The 18,372-nt window shown below is 69.6% G+C and carries 8 protein-coding genes and 2 rRNA genes; 3 read left to right on the top strand and 7 right to left on the bottom strand.

Translation table 11 applies throughout. From position 1 onward, the window contains the following. Positions 1-50: 50 nt before the first annotated feature. From BLW85_RS20880 to BLW85_RS20865, 3 genes are all read right to left on the bottom strand, one after another. Positions 51-3,166, bottom strand: a 23S ribosomal RNA gene (locus BLW85_RS20880). A gap of 305 nt (positions 3,167-3,471) precedes the next feature. Beyond that, a 16S ribosomal RNA gene (locus BLW85_RS20875) occupies positions 3,472-4,996 on the bottom strand. The 16S and 23S rRNA genes sit together here, the layout of an rRNA operon. A gap of 638 nt (positions 4,997-5,634) precedes the next feature. After that, positions 5,635-6,183, bottom strand: coding sequence for a MarR family winged helix-turn-helix transcriptional regulator (locus BLW85_RS20865; protein WP_070028742.1), 549 nt, complete (start codon positions 6,181-6,183; stop codon positions 5,635-5,637). A 110-nt stretch (positions 6,184-6,293) separates the two neighbouring features. Between BLW85_RS20865 and BLW85_RS20860 the strand changes: the two genes are divergently transcribed. Then, the gene (locus tag BLW85_RS20860) at positions 6,294-7,580 is read left to right on the top strand and encodes an MFS transporter (protein ID WP_244174893.1); all 1,287 of its coding nucleotides are present in this window, start codon (positions 6,294-6,296) and stop codon (positions 7,578-7,580) included. Positions 7,581-7,659: 79 nt separating this feature from the next. Here the strand turns inward: BLW85_RS20860 and BLW85_RS20855 are convergent, their stop codons facing one another. From BLW85_RS20855 to BLW85_RS20845, 3 genes are all read right to left on the bottom strand, one after another. Next, on the bottom strand, positions 7,660-8,460 hold the full coding sequence (locus BLW85_RS20855; protein WP_074992829.1) for a class I SAM-dependent methyltransferase: 801 nt from the start codon (positions 8,458-8,460) through the stop codon (positions 7,660-7,662). Between the two features lie 52 nt (positions 8,461-8,512). Beyond that, positions 8,513-10,156 (bottom strand): ATP-binding SpoIIE family protein phosphatase, encoded by a 1,644-nt coding sequence (locus BLW85_RS20850; protein ID WP_074992828.1) that lies wholly within the window; start codon positions 10,154-10,156, stop codon positions 8,513-8,515. A 132-nt stretch (positions 10,157-10,288) separates the two neighbouring features. After that, complete coding sequence (locus tag BLW85_RS20845; RefSeq protein ID WP_074992827.1) at positions 10,289-11,668, bottom strand: NAD(P)/FAD-dependent oxidoreductase; 1,380 nt, start codon at positions 11,666-11,668, stop codon at positions 10,289-10,291. Between the two features lie 377 nt (positions 11,669-12,045). On the opposite strand from BLW85_RS20845, the gene BLW85_RS20840 reads away from it, so the two are divergent. Next, positions 12,046-12,843 carry a TetR/AcrR family transcriptional regulator gene (locus tag BLW85_RS20840; protein WP_070028747.1) on the top strand — a complete coding sequence of 266 codons (798 nt, stop codon included), beginning with the start codon at positions 12,046-12,048 and terminating at the stop codon, positions 12,841-12,843. 270 nt (positions 12,844-13,113) lie between these two features. Next, the gene (locus BLW85_RS20835) at positions 13,114-14,976 is read left to right on the top strand and encodes a sigma-70 family RNA polymerase sigma factor (RefSeq protein WP_107409153.1); all 1,863 of its coding nucleotides are present in this window, start codon (positions 13,114-13,116) and stop codon (positions 14,974-14,976) included. Here BLW85_RS20835 and BLW85_RS20830 read toward each other — a convergent pair. After that, complete coding sequence (locus BLW85_RS20830; protein ID WP_208624877.1) at positions 14,963-18,235, bottom strand: ATP-binding protein; 3,273 nt, start codon at positions 18,233-18,235, stop codon at positions 14,963-14,965. The genes BLW85_RS20835 and BLW85_RS20830 overlap by 14 nt on opposite strands. Positions 18,236-18,372 lie beyond the last annotated feature (137 nt).

The following is an 18,372-nucleotide window of genomic DNA, read 5'->3' as shown; positions in this document are numbered from 1 at the left end:
CACAATGGTTGTTCGTGGTTTCAGAACCAACACAGTGGACGCGAGCAACTGAGGACAAGCCCTCGGCCTATTAGTACCGGTCACCTCCACCAGTTACCTGGCTTCCAGATCCGGCCTATCAACCCAGTCGTCTACTGGGAGCCTTACCCCATCAAGTGGGTGGGAGTCCTCATCTCGAAGCAGGCTTCCCGCTTAGATGCTTTCAGCGGTTATCCCTCCCGAACGTAGCCAACCAGCCATGCCCTTGGCAGAACAACTGGCACACCAGAGGTTCGTCCGTCCCGGTCCTCTCGTACTAGGGACAGCCCTTCTCAAGACTCCTACGCGCACAGCGGATAGGGACCGAACTGTCTCACGACGTTCTAAACCCAGCTCGCGTACCGCTTTAATGGGCGAACAGCCCAACCCTTGGGACCGACTCCAGCCCCAGGATGCGACGAGCCGACATCGAGGTGCCAAACCATCCCGTCGATATGGACTCTTGGGGAAGATCAGCCTGTTATCCCCGGGGTACCTTTTATCCGTTGAGCGACGGCGCTTCCACAAGCCACCGCCGGATCACTAGTCCCGACTTTCGTCCCTGCTCGACCCGTCGGTCTCACAGTCAAGCTCCCTTGTGCACTTACACTCAACACCTGATTGCCAACCAGGCTGAGGGAACCTTTGGGCGCCTCCGTTACCCTTTAGGAGGCAACCGCCCCAGTTAAACTACCCATCAGACACTGTCCCTGATCCGGATCACGGACCCAGGTTAGACATCCAGCACGACCAGACTGGTATTTCAACGACGACTCCACAACCACTGGCGTGGCCGCTTCAAAGTCTCCCAGCTATCCTACACAAGCCGAACCGAACACCAATATCAAACTGTAGTAAAGGTCCCGGGGTCTTTCCGTCCTGCTGCGCGAAACGAGCATCTTTACTCGTAGTGCAATTTCACCGGGCCTATGGTTGAGACAGTCGAGAAGTCGTTACGCCATTCGTGCAGGTCGGAACTTACCCGACAAGGAATTTCGCTACCTTAGGATGGTTATAGTTACCACCGCCGTTTACTGGCGCTTAAGTTCTCAGCTTCGCCCCACCGAAGTGAAGCTAACCGGTCCCCTTAACGTTCCAGCACCGGGCAGGCGTCAGTCCGTATACATCGCCTTACGGCTTCGCACGGACCTGTGTTTTTAGTAAACAGTCGCTTCTCGCTGGTCTCTGCGGCCACCCCCAGCTCAGACCGTAAAGATCATCACCAGGTGTGGCCCCCCTTCTCCCGAAGTTACGGGGGCATTTTGCCGAGTTCCTTAACCATAGTTCACCCGAACGCCTCGGTATTCTCTACCTGACCACCTGAGTCGGTTTAGGGTACGGGCCGCCATGAAACTCGCTAGAGGCTTTTCTCGACAGCATAGGATCATCCACTTCACCACAATCGGCTCGGCATCAGGTCTCACCCTGCATGAGCGGCGGATTTACCTACCACTCGGGCTACACCCTTACCCCGGGACAACCACCGCCCGGGATGGACTACCTTCCTGCGTCACCCCATCACTCACCTACTAACCGCTTGGTTCAGCGGCTCCACCACTCCCCTTTGCCCGAAGGCTCCAGGGCGGCTTCACGGCCTTAGCATCACGATGCTCGATGTTTGACGCTTCACAGCGGGTACCGGAATATCAACCGGTTATCCATCGACTACGCCTGTCGGCCTCGCCTTAGGTCCCGACTTACCCTGGGCAGATCAGCTTGACCCAGGAACCCTTAGTCAATCGGCGCACACGTTTCTCACGTGTGAATCGCTACTCATGCCTGCATTCTCACTCGTCAACCGTCCACAACTACCTTCCGGTGCTGCTTCACCCGGCAGACGACGCTCCCCTACCCATCACAACACCCGTTAGGGCTATATGCTGCAATGACACGACTTCGGCGGTACGCTTGAGCCCCGCTACATTGTCGGCGCGGAATCACTAGACCAGTGAGCTATTACGCACTCTTTCAAGGGTGGCTGCTTCTAAGCCAACCTCCTGGTTGTCTGTGCGACTCCACATCCTTTCCCACTTAGCGTACGCTTAGGGGCCTTAGTCGATGCTCTGGGCTGTTTCCCTCTCGACCATGGAGCTTATCCCCCACAGTCTCACTGCCGCGCTCTCACTTACCGGCATTCGGAGTTTGGCTAAGGTCAGTAACCCGGTAGGGCCCATCGCCTATCCAGTGCTCTACCTCCGGCAAGAAACACACGACGCTGCACCTAAATGCATTTCGGGGAGAACCAGCTATCACGGAGTTTGATTGGCCTTTCACCCCTAACCACAGGTCATCCCCCAGGTTTTCAACCCTGGTGGGTTCGGTCCTCCACGAAGTCTTACCTCCGCTTCAACCTGCCCATGGCTAGATCACTCCGCTTCGGGTCTTGAGCGTGCTACTGAAACGCCCTATTCGGACTCGCTTTCGCTACGGCTTCCCCACACGGGTTAACCTCGCAACACACCGCAAACTCGCAGGCTCATTCTTCAAAAGGCACGCAGTCACGAGGATCCGAAGATCCCGACGCTCCCACGGCTTGTAGGCACACGGTTTCAGGTACTATTTCACTCCCCTCCCGGGGTACTTTTCACCATTCCCTCACGGTACTATCCGCTATCGGTCACCAGGGAATATTTAGGCTTAGCGGGTGGTCCCGCCAGATTCACACGGGATTTCTCGGGCCCCGTGCTACTTGGGTGTCTCTCAAGCAAGCCGCTGACATTTCGACTACGGGGGTCTTACCCTCTACGCCGGACCTTTCGCATGTCCTTCGTCTACATCAACGGTTTCTGACTCGCCCTACGGCCGGCAGACCGTAGAAGAGAGATCCCACAACCCCGCACACGCAACCCCTGCCGGGTCTCACACGCATACGGTTTGGCCTCATCCGGTTTCGCTCGCCACTACTCCCGGAATCACGGTTGTTTTCTCTTCCTGAGGGTACTGAGATGTTTCACTTCCCCTCGTTCCCTCCACACTGCCTATGTGTTCAGCAGCGGGTGACAGCCCATGACGACTGCCGGGTTTCCCCATTCGGAAACCCCCGGATCAAAGCCTGGTTGACGACTCCCCGGGGACTATCGCGGCCTCCCACGTCCTTCATCGGTTCCTGGTGCCAAGGCATCCACCGTGCGCCCTTAAAAACTTGGCCACAGATGCTCGCGTCCACTGTGCAGTTCTCAAACAACGACCAGCCACCCATCACCCCGAACCCAAAGGTCCGAGTGCACTGGGGCCGGCGACTGAGGAGAAGTTCATTCCCTCAGACACCCAACAGCGTGCCCGACACGATCAGCCAACCAGATCAGCGTTCCACGCCCCGAAGAGCAGTACTAGCGCCTGGTCCATCCTGAACCGTGCCGAGTAGTCAACGTTCCACCCATGAGCAACCAGCATCAGACATTCGCTGATGTACTGGCCTCTGACCAGGCAAGCCCGGTAAGAAGTGCTCCTTAGAAAGGAGGTGATCCAGCCGCACCTTCCGGTACGGCTACCTTGTTACGACTTCGTCCCAATCGCCAGTCCCACCTTCGACAGCTCCCTCCCACAAGGGGTTGGGCCACCGGCTTCGGGTGTTACCGACTTTCGTGACGTGACGGGCGGTGTGTACAAGGCCCGGGAACGTATTCACCGCAGCAATGCTGATCTGCGATTACTAGCGACTCCGACTTCATGGGGTCGAGTTGCAGACCCCAATCCGAACTGAGACCGGCTTTTTGAGATTCGCTCCACCTCACGGTATCGCAGCTCATTGTACCGGCCATTGTAGCACGTGTGCAGCCCAAGACATAAGGGGCATGATGACTTGACGTCGTCCCCACCTTCCTCCGAGTTGACCCCGGCGGTCTCCCGTGAGTCCCCAGCACCACAAGGGCCTGCTGGCAACACGGGACAAGGGTTGCGCTCGTTGCGGGACTTAACCCAACATCTCACGACACGAGCTGACGACAGCCATGCACCACCTGTACACCGACCACAAGGGGGGCACTATCTCTAATGCTTTCCGGTGTATGTCAAGCCTTGGTAAGGTTCTTCGCGTTGCGTCGAATTAAGCCACATGCTCCGCCGCTTGTGCGGGCCCCCGTCAATTCCTTTGAGTTTTAGCCTTGCGGCCGTACTCCCCAGGCGGGGCACTTAATGCGTTAGCTGCGGCACGGACAACGTGGAATGTTGCCCACACCTAGTGCCCACCGTTTACGGCGTGGACTACCAGGGTATCTAATCCTGTTCGCTCCCCACGCTTTCGCTCCTCAGCGTCAGTATCGGCCCAGAGATCCGCCTTCGCCACCGGTGTTCCTCCTGATATCTGCGCATTTCACCGCTACACCAGGAATTCCGATCTCCCCTACCGAACTCTAGCCTGCCCGTATCGACTGCAGACCCGGGGTTAAGCCCCGGGCTTTCACAACCGACGTGACAAGCCGCCTACGAGCTCTTTACGCCCAATAATTCCGGACAACGCTTGCGCCCTACGTATTACCGCGGCTGCTGGCACGTAGTTAGCCGGCGCTTCTTCTGCAGGTACCGTCACTTTCGCTTCTTCCCTGCTGAAAGAGGTTTACAACCCGAAGGCCGTCATCCCTCACGCGGCGTCGCTGCATCAGGCTTTCGCCCATTGTGCAATATTCCCCACTGCTGCCTCCCGTAGGAGTCTGGGCCGTGTCTCAGTCCCAGTGTGGCCGGTCGCCCTCTCAGGCCGGCTACCCGTCGTCGCCTTGGTGAGCCATTACCTCACCAACAAGCTGATAGGCCGCGGGCTCATCCTGCACCGCCGGAGCTTTACACCATCAAGGATGCCCAAGATGGTCATATCCGGTATTAGACCCCGTTTCCAGGGCTTGTCCCAGAGTGCAGGGCAGATTGCCCACGTGTTACTCACCCGTTCGCCACTAATCCACCCCGAAGGGCTTCATCGTTCGACTTGCATGTGTTAAGCACGCCGCCAGCGTTCGTCCTGAGCCAGGATCAAACTCTCCGTGAATGTTTACCGGTAATCCGGTGAGACACACACGGGAGCGGAACGACCGGAGGAATAGTCCGATCGTTCACAGCGTCCTCGCTGTGTTTTTTCAAAGGAACCTCGACCATCGGTGACCGATGGACGGGGTATCAACATATCTGGCGTTGACTTTTGGCACGCTGTTGAGTTCTCAAGGAACGGTCGCTTCCTTTGTACTCACCCTCTCGGGCTTTCCTCCGGGCGCTTCCCTTCGGTGTTTCCGACTCTATCAGATCTTTTCTCGATCCGATTTCCTCGGTGCTTTCCAGGTTCCCGCTTCCGCGTTTCCCTTTCCGGCGGTTCCGACTCTATCAGATCCTTTCGGCGTCTGACTCCCAGTCAGGGGGGTTTGTTTTCCCGGCTGTTGGGCCGTTCCGACGTCTCAAACCTTAGCGGATCCTCCCGGCGATTCCCAATCGGGCCGCCGAGTCCCTATTCGAATTGAATTCGGGCACGCCGAAATCAACCCGGGTGGGAGATCGTGCTGATGGTGTGAGGGGTGCCGCTCGAAGCGGCTGAGGTGCCACCGCGGAGACGTGAAGGCTCTGCGGCAACCCGAAGAACCTTACGGAACCGACGAGGGCGTGTCAACAACCCCTGTCAAGATCTTTTCGGCCCGCTCAGTCGAGGTCGCTGAGCCGGCCGCCGGCGTCCGGCTGGGCGTGCTCGACCCTGCGCAGCAGCGTCGTGAGGACCTCGCCGAGGACCGAGCGCTCGGCCGGGGTGAGGTCTTGGAGGAGGTCCTCCTCGAAGACGGTGGCGAGGCGCATCGCCTCCAGCCACTTCTCCCGGCCCTCGGGGGTCAGCTCGATGATGACGCGGACCCGGTTGGACTCGTCCCGCTCCCGGGTGACCAGGCCCTCGGAGACCATCCGGTCGATCCGGTGGGTCATCGCGGCCGGAGTGAGACCGAGGCGCTTGGCGAGGTCGCTGGGGCCCATCCGGTAGGGGGCGCCGGAGAGGACCAGCGCCTTGAGCACCTCCCACTCGGCGTTGCTGATGCCGAGGGCGGCGGTCTGGCGGCCGTAGGCCACGTTCATCCGGCGGTTGAGCCGCGACAGGGCCGACACGATCTTCTCGACCTGGGGGTCGAGGTCCTGGAACTCGCGCTGGTAGGCGGCGATCTGTTCTTCGAGGGTCGGCTCAGTGACGCCGGCTGTGTCGGCCATGGGCCGAGTATGGCACGCGACCGCTTTGCGTTGAAGTCCTTCGCTGTGTACTCTTTAGCTTCGAACTTTAGCTTTGAAGTCTTCACTCCTAACTAGTGAGAGAGGTGAACGTGACCAGGGCGATGGGCGCAGCGATGCGCCGGATCCACGTGGGCAACGCACTCAGCGCGTTCGGGCTCGGCTTCACGGTCCCCTACCTGTACGTCTATGTGGCGCAGGTGCGGGGCCTGGGGGCCATGACGGCGGGTCTCGTGCTCGCCGTCTTCGCCGTGGCCGCGCTGATCGTGCTGCCGTTCGCCGGCCGGGCGATCGTGCGGCGCGGCCCGCTGCCGGTCCTGCTCGCCGCCCTGGTCGCCGCCGCGCTCGGCGCGCTCGGCCTGGGGCTCGCGGCCAGTGCCTGGTCGGTGCTGCCGGCGGCCGCGGTGCTCGGCGCCGGACAGGCCGTGATGCAGCCGGCGCTGGCCACGATGATCGTGGACTGCTCCAGCGCCGACACCCGCTCGCGGGCGTTCGCCATGCAGTTCTTCCTGCAGAACCTGGGCCTCGGCATAGGCGGCCTCATCGGCGGTCACCTGGTCGACACCACGCGCGTCTCGTCGTTCACCCTGCTGTTCGCGATCGAGGCGGCGATGTTCCTGCTGCTGGTCGCGGTGATGGCCACGGTCCGGATGCCGCGCTCGCCGCGTCTGGAGGACGCGCCCACGACGTCGAAGGGCAGCTGGAAGCAGCTGCTCGGCAACCGGGCGATGGTGCAGCTGTGCGTCCTGGGCTTCGTGATCTTCTTCGCCTGCTACGGGCAGTTCGAGTCGGGTCTGAGCGCGTACGGCGTGGAGGCCGCCGGGATATCCACCTCCACGCTGGGCACGGCCCTGGCCGCGAACACCCTGATGATCGTGGTCGCCCAGTTCGCCGTGCTGAGGTTCGTGGAGCGCGCCCGGCGCACCCGGGTGATCGCCCTGGTGGGCCTGGTCTGGGCGGTGGCCTGGCTGGCCGCCGGGTACGCGGGGCTGGGACACGGCAGCCAGGAGATGGCCACGGCCGCCTTCGTGTCGACGTACGCGTTGTTCGGTCTGGGCGAGGCGATGCTGTCGCCGACGGTCGCCCCGCTGGTCGCGGATCTGGCGCCGGAGGGCATGGCCGGTCAGTACAACTCGGCGTTCGCCCTGGTGAAGCAGCTGGCGCTGGCCATCGGTCCGGCGGTGGGCGGTCCCCTCGCGGCATCGCTGCACGCGCCGTACATCGTGACCTTCGTGCTGTTCTCGCTGGGCATCACGTATCTGGCGCTGCGGCTCGGGCGGCGGCTCGCCCCGGTGCAGGACCAGCCGTGGCAGGCGCGTGCCAGCCGGGTGGTCAGCCGGGGCGGGGCGCCCGCGGAGGCGGTCTCCGCGGAGGCGTGAGCCGGGCCGGCTCCGCGCCGCCGGGACACGACGGCCGTCGCCTTCGGGCGGCGGCCGTCTTCGCGTGCTCGGGGCCTGCTCAGCGCACCGCGGTGACCAGCAGCGAGGTGAAGGGGACGGTCACCGTGCCGTCGGGGGCGACGCGGTCGGCGAGCTGCTCGCGGACCAGTTCGCCGGCCCGGGTGACGGCCTCCTCGCCGCCGGCCTCCCTGAGCATGCCGCCCCAGAGGGTGTCCAGGTGTTCGCGGGCGTAGCGGTCCAGCGGGGGCAGGGTGATGTCGAAGGTGACCTCGCGGTGGGCGGTGTCGCGGTAGCCGGCCGTCTGCAGTGCGGTGGTGAGCTGGTCGGCGGTGCGGGCGTAGGCGCGGGCGAGGTAGGGGAGCGCGTCGGGGGCGTACTTCTCCAGCGCGCGCTGCTCGGCGAGGAAGTAGGGCAGGCGGTCGACCGGGGCCCAGACGGTGGCGGCGAACCGGCCGCCGGGGCGGGTGACGCGGGCCGCCTCGACGAGGGCGGCGGTCAGGTCGGGGAAGAGCTGGGCGCCCTGCTGGCAGACGACCGCGTCGAAGGTGGCGGCGTCGTACGGGAGGCGGTCGGCGGGGGCCGCGGTGAAGCCGGTGTCCGGGCAGCTCGGCGACCGGTGCTCGCGGGCGACGCGGACCATGCCCTCGTCGATGTCGGCGCCGCGGACCCGGCCGGCGGGGCCGACCAGGGCGGCGGCCGCGCGGGCGGCGAAGCCGGTGCCGCACGCCAGGTCGAGCACGTGCTCACCGGGGCCGAGGCCCACGGCGGCCAGCAGCTCGGCCACGAAGGGGCGCATGATCGGAGCGCTGTGGGTCTCGTACGCCTCGGGGCCTTCGGTGCTGCGATGTATTGGTCCCATACATGTGCAGTCAACACCCCGGACGGGTGCACGGGCCAACGACGAGCGTCGTTCAGGGACGCGGTCTCGGCAGGACGAACTCGCACCACACCGCCTTGCCGCCGCCCGGGGTGCGGCGGCAGCCCCAGGAGGAGGCGATGGTGGCGACGATGGCGATGCCCCGGCCGGACTCGTCGGCGGGTTCGGCGCGGCGGCGCCGGGGCAGGTGGTCGTCGCCGTCGGTGACCTCCACGATCAGCCGGCGGTCGGTGCGGCGGAGTCTGAGGCGCATGGGCGGGGTGCCGTGCTGGAGGCTGTTGGCGACGAGTTCGCTGGTGGCGAGGACGCCGAGGTCGTGCAGTTCGGCGGGGAAGCGCCAGCTGGTCAGGACGCCGGAGGCGAAGGCGCGGGCGCGCGGGGCCGCCTCGACGCCGCCGAGGAGTTCCAGGGCCGCGTTGCGGAACAGCTCGCCGTCGGGTCCGGTGCGGGCGGGTTGCTGGAGGACCAGGACGGCCACGTCGTCGTCGTGGTCGGCGGTGACGCCGGCCGAGCGGACCAGGCGGTCGCAGACGACCTGGGGCGAGCCGGTGGCGCCGGCCAGGGCGCGCTCCAGGGCGGCGATGCCCTCGTCCAGGTCTTCGTCCCGGCGTTCGACCAGGCCGTCCGTGTAGAGGACGGCCGTGGAGCCGGGGCCCAGCGCGATGGAGCCGGAGGAGTGCATCCAGCCGCCGGTGCCGAGCGGCGGGCCGGTGGGTTCCTCGGTGCGGGAGACCGTGCCGTGCTCGTCGCGGACCAGGATCGGCAGGTGCCCCGCGGAGGCGTACACCAGGCGGCCCTCGTTGGGGTCGTGGACGGCGTAGGCGCAGGTGGCGATCTGGTTGGGGTCGATCTCGGTGGCGAGGCCGTCGAGCAGCTGGAGCACCTCGTGCGGGGGCAGGTCGAGGCGGGCGTAGGCGCGCACGGCCGTGCGCAGCTGGCCCATGACCGCGGCCGCGCGCACGCCCCGGCCCATCACGTCGCCGATGACGAGGGCGGTGCGGCCGCCGCCGAGGGTGATCACGTCGTACCAGTCGCCGCCGACCGCGGCCTCGGTGCCGCCGGGCTGGTAGGTGGCGGCGATGCGCAGGTCGTCGGGTTGTTCGAGGTCCTGCGGGAGCAGGGAGCGCTGGAGGGTGACCGCGGTCTCGCGCTGGCGGCGTTCGCTGGCGCGCAGCCGTTCGGCGGCCTCGGCGTGGTCGGTGACGTCGGTGGCGAAGACCAGCACGCCGCCGTCGCGGTCGCCGTCCTCGGCGACGGGGGTGCAGGTGAAGGTGTACGAGCGGCCGTCCACCGCCCGGCGGGACTTCAGGGTGCGGGGCCGGTGGCTGCGCAGCACCTGGTCGAGCAGCGGGAGCAGGCCCAGCTCGGCGAGTTCGGGCAGGGCCTCGCGGGCGGGGGCGCCGGCGGGGCGGGGGCCGAAGGCCGTCGTGTAGGCGTCGTTGACGTACGCGAGGCGGTGGTCGGGGCCGTGCACGAGCGCGACGAGGGCCGGGACGCGGTCCAGGACGTCGCGGGCGGGCAGCTCGTCGACGGCGGGCACCGGTGCGGTGCCGTCGGCGGGCTGTCCGGCGCGGGCCGCGGGCACGGAGCCTTCCCCCCGCCGGTCCGGGGTCTCGGTCCGCGCGGCGGCGCGGCGCTGCGTTCCGGGGAGCCGGGCGCTCCAGCGCGTGAAGTTCACTGTGGGGAAGGCCTCGTGGGTGCTAGGCGGGCGGGTGCCCGGCCGTTGTCGTCGGGCAGTCTGGCAGGGAGCGGGCCGCGGCGGGCGACATCCGTCAGACGGTGGGGCGAATGGTGGAGTTCCTGGATGCGGTCAGGACGACCCCTTCGGGTCGTCCGAGGGGTCGTGAGGATGCATTCCCCCGGCCGCGAGTTCGAACTCCGCGCGCGGGTGTTCGAGTGAACCGAGCGAGACGATCTCCCGTTTGAACAGCCCGGAGAGGGTCCATTCGGCGAGCACACGGGCCTTGCGGTTGACGGTGGGCACCCTGCTCAGGTGGTAGACGCGGTGCATGAACCAGGCAGGGTAGCCCTTCAGCCGGCGTCCGTAGACCTGGGCGACGCCCTTGTGGAACCCGAGGGAGGCGACGGAGCCCGCGTACGCGTGCGCGTAGGTGTCCAGGGGCTCGCCGCGCAGGGCGTGGACAAGGTTGTCGCCGAGCACCCGCGCCTGGCGCAGGGCGTGCTGGGCGTTGGGCGCGGTGAGGGCGCCGGGTTCGGCGGCGGTGACGTCGGGGACGGCGGCGGCGTCGCCCGCGCCCCAGGCGTGCTCGGTGCCCTCGACGGTCAGCCGGGCGGTGCAGCGCAGCCGGCCGCGGTCGGTGAGCGGCAGGTCGGTGGCGGCGAGCAGGGGGTGCGGTTTGACGCCCGCGGTCCAGACGACCGTACGGGTCGGGAAGCGGCGGCCGTCGCTGAGCACGGCGATCCGGTCCGCGCAGGATTCCAGGCGGGTGCCCAGCAGCACCTGGATGTTGCGGCGGCGCAGCTGGGTGACGGTGTAGCGGCCCAGCTCCGCGCCGACCTCGGGCAGGATGCGGTCGGTGGCCTCGACGAGGATCCACTTCATGTCCTCGGCGCGCACGTTGTGGTAGTAGCGGGCGGCGTACCGGGCCATGTCCTCCAGCTCGCCGAGGGCCTCCACGCCCGCGTAGCCGCCGCCGACGAAGACGAAGGTGAGGGCGGCGTCGCGGAGGGCCGGGTCGCGGGTGGAGGAGGCGATGTCCATCTGCTCGATGACGTGGTTGCGCAGCGCGATGGCCTCTTCGACGGTCTTGAAGCCGATGCCGTGCTCGGCGAGACCGGGGATGGGCAGGGTGCGGGAGACGGAGCCGGGGGCGAGCACCAGCTCGTCGTACGGGAAGAGTTCGGCGGCGCGGCCCTCGTCGGCGGTGGCGAGGGTGGTGACGGCGGCGGTGCGCACCACGTGGTCGATGGAGACGGCCTCGCCGACGACGATGTGGCAGCGGTCCAGGACCCGGCGCAGGGGTACGACGACGTGGCGCGGGGAGATGGAGCCCGCGGCCGCCTCGGGCAGGAAGGGCTGGTACGTCATGTAAGGGTCGGGAGTGACGACGGTGATCTCGACCTCACCGCGCCTCAGCTCGGCCTTCAGCTTCCGCTGGAGGCGCAGGGCCGTGTACATCCCGACGTAGCCGCCGCCGACAACCAGAATGCGCGCACGTTCCTTCACCATCCCATGACGCACCCGGCGCAGTGGTTTGTCCACAGCCCCGGCAATTTGTGTGACCGGCGGGCGGGTGTGCGGCGCGGCGGGCGCCGTGTCCGGGGTGCCAGAAACGGGGCAGGTCAGCGGGGGCGGGCGCGTGGACGGGAGCGGCGGGAACCGGGACGTATATGACTCGTACTCCGATCGGGGGGCGCAGTGTGCGGAACCTGCCCCTTCTGTATTGACTGCCTCTCAACTATGTTCGTGTCGACGGGGTGTGGGGGATGTGGTCGCACGGGCTCTGCGACGGGCGGGGCCGCGGTGACCGGTACCACCTTCGCGCACTCCGGCATCAGTGACGGGGAGTGTCTCCGGGGGGAGACGTCATGTACCGGGGGAAACACATGCATATTCAGGACACGTCTTGGCCGGCTGCCGCGGTGGCCGCCGGCGGCCCGGCCGTGCAGGTGCCGGCGGCACCGGCGGTCGCGACGGCGAACGGGCGCGCGGACGGGGCGCGCACGACGCCGCTGCGGGTGGACGCACAGCGCAATCTGGAGCACGTGCTGCGGGCGGCGCGTGAGGTGTTCGGCGAGCTGGGGTACGGCGCGCCGATGGAGGACGTGGCACGGCGGGCGCGGGTCGGGGTCGGCACGGTGTACCGGCGCTTTCCCAGCAAGGACGTGCTGGTCCGGCGGATAGCCGAGGAGGAGACGGCACGGCTGACCGAGCAGGCGCGAGCGGCGCTGGGTCAGGAGGACGAGCCGTGGTCGGCGCTGTCCCGGTTCCTGCGGACGTCGGTGGCGTCCGGGGCGGGGCGGCTGCTGCCGCCGCAGGTGCTGCGGGTCGGCTCCGCGCAGGGCTCCGCCGGTCCGGTCGAGGGAACCGGTCTGCTGGAGGAGGCCCGGGTGCCGCAGCAGCGGGTGCAGCCGGGCGGCGGTGAACTGCGCCTGGTGGCACGGGACTCCGTGGACGCCTCGGACGACACCGGGATCGGCGCGCTGCTGTCGGTCGTCGGTCAGCTGGTCGAACGGGCGCGCGCGGCGGGCGAGTTGCGCACCGACGTGTCCGTGTCCGACGTGCTGCTGGTGATCGCGACGGCGGCCCCGTCCCTGCCGGACGCGGCCCAGCAGGCGGCGGCGTCCGCGCGGCTGCTGGACATCCTGCTGGAGGGGCTGCGGTCACGTCCCACGGCGGGCTGAGAGGTTCTCGTTCCCCCCACCCGCATCACCCGTGCCGCTCGGCCGGGTGGTGCGGGTGGCCTCTTTCCGCGGCTGGTGCGGCGGCCCGCGGTCCTGCGCCCGTCCTCCACGACGCATGCCGCCCTGCCCGTCCACCCGCACGGAGTGGTTTGTTCCGGAGCGACTGCCCGGACGGGTGACCGGGACCGCCGGACGTCGTTGAAGAAATGACGATGTGGCACGCTGTGGCCGTGATGGGTTGGGCCGGGCCGGGGGCGGGGGCGTTCCGCTATGAGCGTTGACGGGTGGGACGGACCACGCGGTGACGACGGTGATGTGGACGCGGTCGGACCGGACGCGCCGCAGGTGCCGAGCCAGGGACGTCGGACGAGGGGACACGGGGTGCCGGCCCAGCGCGGCAAGGACGTGCCACCCGGTGACGCCGAGCTGATCGAGCGGATGCGGGCCGGGGACGACTCGGCGTACGAGGAGCTGTACCGGCGGCACGCCGGCGCGGTGCGCCGGTACGCGCGGACCTGCTGCCGGGACGCGCACACCGCCGAGGACCTCACCGCCGAGGTCTTCGCCCGCATGTTGCAGGCGGTGCGCGGCGGTTCGGGACCGGAGCACGCGGTACGGGCCTATCTGCTGACCTCGGTGCGGCGCGTCGCCGCGCACTGGCTCAGGTCGGCCCGGCGCGAACAGCTCGTCGACGACTTCGCCACCTTCGCCCAGCAGGCCGCCCGGTCCGCCGAGGTGTCCGACGACGACACGCTCGAACTCGGCGCCGACGTACGGGCGTTGCACGAGGCCGAGCAGTCCATGGCCATGCGGGCGTTCCGTTCGCTGCCCGAGCGCTGGCAGGCCGTGCTGTGGCACACCGAGGTGGAGGACGAGTCGCCGAGCGAGGTCGCCGTCCTGTTCGGTCTGGACGCCAACGGCACCCGGGTGCTCGCCAGCCGCGCCCGCGAGGGGTTGAAGCAGGCCTATCTCCAGGCGCATGTCAGCGCCACCCTCACCGCGGACGCGGACTGCGCCCGCTACGCCGACCAGCTCGGCTCCTACGCCCGCCGCAAGCTGCGCGTCCGCGCCGAGCGGGGGCTGCGCAAGCACCTGGCGGAGTGCGCGAGGTGCCGGCTGGCGGCGGCGCAGATCGAAGAGGTCGCCGGCGGCATCCCCGCGGTGGTGCCGGTCGCGGTCATCGGGTGGTTCGGCGCCGCCGGGTACGCCAAGGCGCTCGGCCTCGTCGCCGGGGGCGCGGGGGCCGGTGCCGCGGGTGCCGCCGCCGCGAGCGGTTCCTCCGGGGGCGCCGGTTCCGCGGGCGGGGCCGCAACGGAGGCGGTCGGGGCGCCGGTCAAGGCGGGCATCGCGGCCGGGGTGGTCGCCGTGGCCGCCGCCGCGGTGGCCTTCGGCCTGGTGAACGACGGCAGTCCGGCGAAGGAGACCGCGAAGCCCTCGGCGCCGTCCGCGCCGGTCGTGGTGTCCCAGGCGCCGACGCCCGCACCGGCGAAGCCGAAGCCCGCGCCGTCGAAGGCCGTACCGCCGCCGGTGGTGCCCGCCACGCCGACCCCGGCGCCCACACCCACGCCGTCCCCGACGCCCACCCCGACCAGAACCCCCAGGCCGGCGCCCTCCAAGCCCGCCCCCGAACCCACGCCGACCCCGACGCCCACCCCGACGCCGAGCCCGACGCCGAGCCCGACTCCGCCGCCGGCCCCCGTCGTCTACCAGCTCGGCGAGCTGCGCTACGACGCGGACGGGGACGGGACCGAGCCCGAGATCGCGCTCGGCGAGAGCAGTTGGGTGTGGCAGCGCTACGGCCTGTCGGTCGGCGGCAAGCTGTACGCACAGGGGGCGACCGTCCGCGGCGACTCCTCGGTGACCGTCGTCCTCAACCGGCGGTGCACCGCCTACGACGCGCTCGCCGGGGTGGACGACATGACGCTCGGCCTCGGCAAGGTCTCCTTCGCCGTCTACGCCGACGGCGTCCCGCTGTGGCAGTCCGGGATGGTCAAGGGCCGCGACCAGGCCGTGCCCGTCCACGTGGACCTCACCGGGCGGACGGCCGTACGGCTCGTCGTACGGCCGCACAGCAACGCCTTCGACCGGAACTCGCTGGCCGACTGGGCGGAATCCCGGTTCACCTGCGCGTAGCCGCCGTGCGCACCCGCCGGATGTCGGCCAGGACCTCCGCCACCCCGTAGCCGGCGCCCCGGGCCCGCTCGGCCGCGTACCGCTCGGCGGGCAGGGCGGCGCGGGCACCGGCCAGCACCCGGGCGGCCTCGGTGCGCTCGGGCTCGCTGCGCGGGCGGCCGTCGCACCAGCGGTCCGCGGCCTCGTACAGCCGGACCGCGCCCGGCAGATCCCCGAGCCGGGCCAGCAGTCCGGCCGCGGTGTCCACCAGTCCCCCGGTGATCCACTCGGCGCACCGCATGGCCACGGCCGCCTCCAGCGCCTCGGCCACGACCGGCAGCCCGTGCTCCGGGCCCGACTCCGCGGCCGCGAGCAGCGCCTCCACGGTTCCCAGGGCGGCCGCGAACTGCGGGGGCGCGGCCTCGCCCCGGGTCGCCTCGAACGTCGCGTCGTACAGCTCGCGGGCCTCGGCGGTCCGCCCGTCGTACAGGGCGATGCAGGCGCGCATCATCAGGGCGAAGGCGCGGGCCTCCGTCACCGCGTAGCGGTCCGCGGCCGTGTCCGCCTCCGCGAGGGTGGCGAGCGCGCCGTCGCGGTCGCCGGCACGGTAGGCGATCTCCCCGAGCCGCGCCAGCAGGAACGGCGACTCCGCGTAGGCGCCGACCTCGTAGGCGAGGCGCAGCGCCTGCGCGTACTCGTCGCGCGCCTCGGCGTAACGGCCGCGCGCCATGGCCGTCTCACCGGCCGCGCTGCACACCTGCGCCCGCATCCAGCGGTCCCCGACGCGGCGGCTGAGCGTCCGCAGCTCGGCCAGGTCCTCGTCCACGCCGTGCAGATTGCCCGGGGAGTCGACGAGCGCGTGGGTGCGGAACATCAGCGTGACGCCGGTCTCCCAGTCGCCGCCGTACTTCCGGCAGTTGGCGACCGCCGGGGTGAGGTCGCGGCCGGCGTCCCCCGGGCCGCCCAGGTAGTAGGCGGTCAGCGGCCAGGTGATGCCGGGGAGGCGGGCGGCGTGCGGGCCGCCGCGCGCGTAGGCCGCCCGGACCCGGGCGATGTAGCGCGGACCCCGCTCGTCGTCGTCGGTCAGCCGCTCGATCCTGCCCTCCGTGGTCAGGAACAGGTCGGACATCCGCAGGTCCATGCGGAGTTCGCGCAGCGGGTGCCCCCGCTCGCCGTCGGGCGCGGCGAGCAGGGCGCCGACGATGTCGGCCGACTCCATCAGGGCCGGCAGGCCGCCCTCGGGGGTGGCTCCAGCGGCGAGGGCGTCGAGGGCGATGCCCAGGCGGAGCACCTGGCGCGTCCGGGTGACGGCCTCCCGGCGGTGGTTGCGCAGCCACCAGAACCAGCCCATGGCCAGGACGATCGCGCCCGCCTCGGCCTCCTCGCCGTCGCGCACCGCGCGGTCCAGGGCCGCCCGGATGTTGTCCAGGTCGGTCTCCAGACGGGCGATCCACGGGAGTTGTTCCGCCGAACGCAGCAGCGGCTCGGCCCGCTCCACCAGCGACCGCACCCAGGCGCGGTGGCGGCGCTCGGCGGCGGCGCGCAGTCCGGGGGTGTCGGCCGCGCGCTCGGTGGCGTACTCGTGGATGGTCTCCAGCATGCGGTAGCGCATGCCGCCGGGCGCGTCGGTGGCGTCCGGTGTGGCGACGACGAGGGACTTGTCGACCAGCGCCCCGATCAGATCGGCCACCGGGCCCGAGCACACGGCCTCGGCCGCCGCGAGGTCCCAGCCGCCGACGAAGACCGACACCTCGCGCAGCACCGTGCGCTCGCGCTCGTCCAGCAGGTCCCAGGACCAGTCGACCACCGCGCGCAGGGTCTGCTGGCGGGGCAGCACGGTGCGGCTGCCGGAGGTGAGCAGCCGGAACCGGTCATCGAGCCGGTCGGCGATCTGGCGCGGGGTCAGCATCCGGAGCCGGGCCGCGGCCAGTTCGATGGCGAGCGGCAGCCCGTCCAGACGGCGGCAGATCTCCGCGACGGCGGCGGTGTCGCCGAGCACGCCGTCGGGGCGGACGGCCTTGGCGCGCTCGGTGAAGAGGCGGTGCGCCTGTTCGGGGGCCAGGGGTTCGACCGGGCGCACCGACTCGCCGGGCACGCCCAGGGGTTCGCGGCTGGTGGCGAGGACGGTCAGCCCCGGGCAGTGGGTGAGGAGGGTCTCGGCGAGGGCGGCGGCCGCGTCGATGACGTGCTCGCAGTTGTCGAGGACGAGGAGCTGGGTGCGCGGGGCGCAGTACTCGATCAGCAGGGCGGTCGGGTCGTCGTGCTGCGCGGTCAGCTCGGTGTTCAGCAGCACGGTCTCGCGCAGCCCCAGCGCGTTGACCACGGCGCCGGCCACCGCCTCCGGATGGTCCAGCGGGGCCAGTTCGACCAGCCAGGCGGGGGCGAACGCGGCGGCGGCCTCCTCGGCGAGCCGGGTCTTTCCCGAGCCGCCGGGTCCGGTGAGGGTGACCAGGCGGGATGCCCGCACATCGGCGCGGACCGCGGCGAGTTCCGGTTCCCGGCCGACGAAGGAGGTCAGGCGGGGCCGGAGGTTGCCGCGCCGGTCGGGGGGCGGGGCGGGGCGCTGCGGCGCGAGCAGTGAGGCGTGCAGGGCGCGCAGTTCCTCGCCCGGGTCGGTGCCGAGGGTGTCGGCGAGGGTGCGGCGCGCCGACTCGTAGGCGGCGAGGGCGTCGGCGGGGCGGCCGCAGTCGCGCAGGGCGCGGATGAGGAGGGCGTGCAGCGGCTCGTCGTAGGGGTGGGCCGCGGTCAGCTCGCGCAGCTCCGGTACGACCTCCCGGGCGCGGCCCAGGGCGAGGGCGGCGGCGGCACGGGCGCGGGTGGCCTCCAGGCGCAGCGCCTCGGGGCGGGCGGCGGCGGTGCGGTCGGGGAGGTCGGCGAGGGCGGGGCCGTGCCAGAGGGCGAGCGCGGTGGTGAGGGCGCGGTGCGCGGTCTCCGGGTCGCCGGCGCCGAGGGCCCTGGTGCCGGTGCGGGTGAGACGTTCGAAGACGTGCAGGTCGACGTCGTCCTCGGTGGCTTCGAGGCGGTATCCGCCGGGGGTGGAGGTGACGGCGTCCTTGCCCAGGGTGCGGCGGAGCCGGCCGACGAGGGCCTGGAGGGCGGCGGGCGCGTCCTGGGGCGGGGCGTCGGCCCAGATCTCCTCGACGAGGGTGTGCGGGGTGGTGGTGCGGCCGGGGCGCAGGGCGAGGGCGGCGAGGAGGGTGCGCAGGCGGGGAGCGGTGAGCGGGAGGGGGTCGCCGTGACCGTCCGCCGCTTGGGTGATGCCGAGGATTCTGTACCGCACCCGGTCATTGTGGACGGGGAGCGGGCATGGGTTCGACGGGTTTGCGGGCGGGGGCGGGGACACGGCGGGCACGGGGGGCGGAGCCGGGCGGGCGGGGACGACGGGCGCGGGCCTGACGAACACACCGGCGGGCCGGG

The sequence above is a fragment of the Streptomyces misionensis genome, assembly GCF_900104815.1.
Lineage (GTDB): Bacteria > Actinomycetota > Actinomycetes > Streptomycetales > Streptomycetaceae > Streptomyces > Streptomyces misionensis.
Note: the sequence above shows the minus strand (reverse complement) of the source record. Positions and strands in the feature narration are given on the sequence as shown.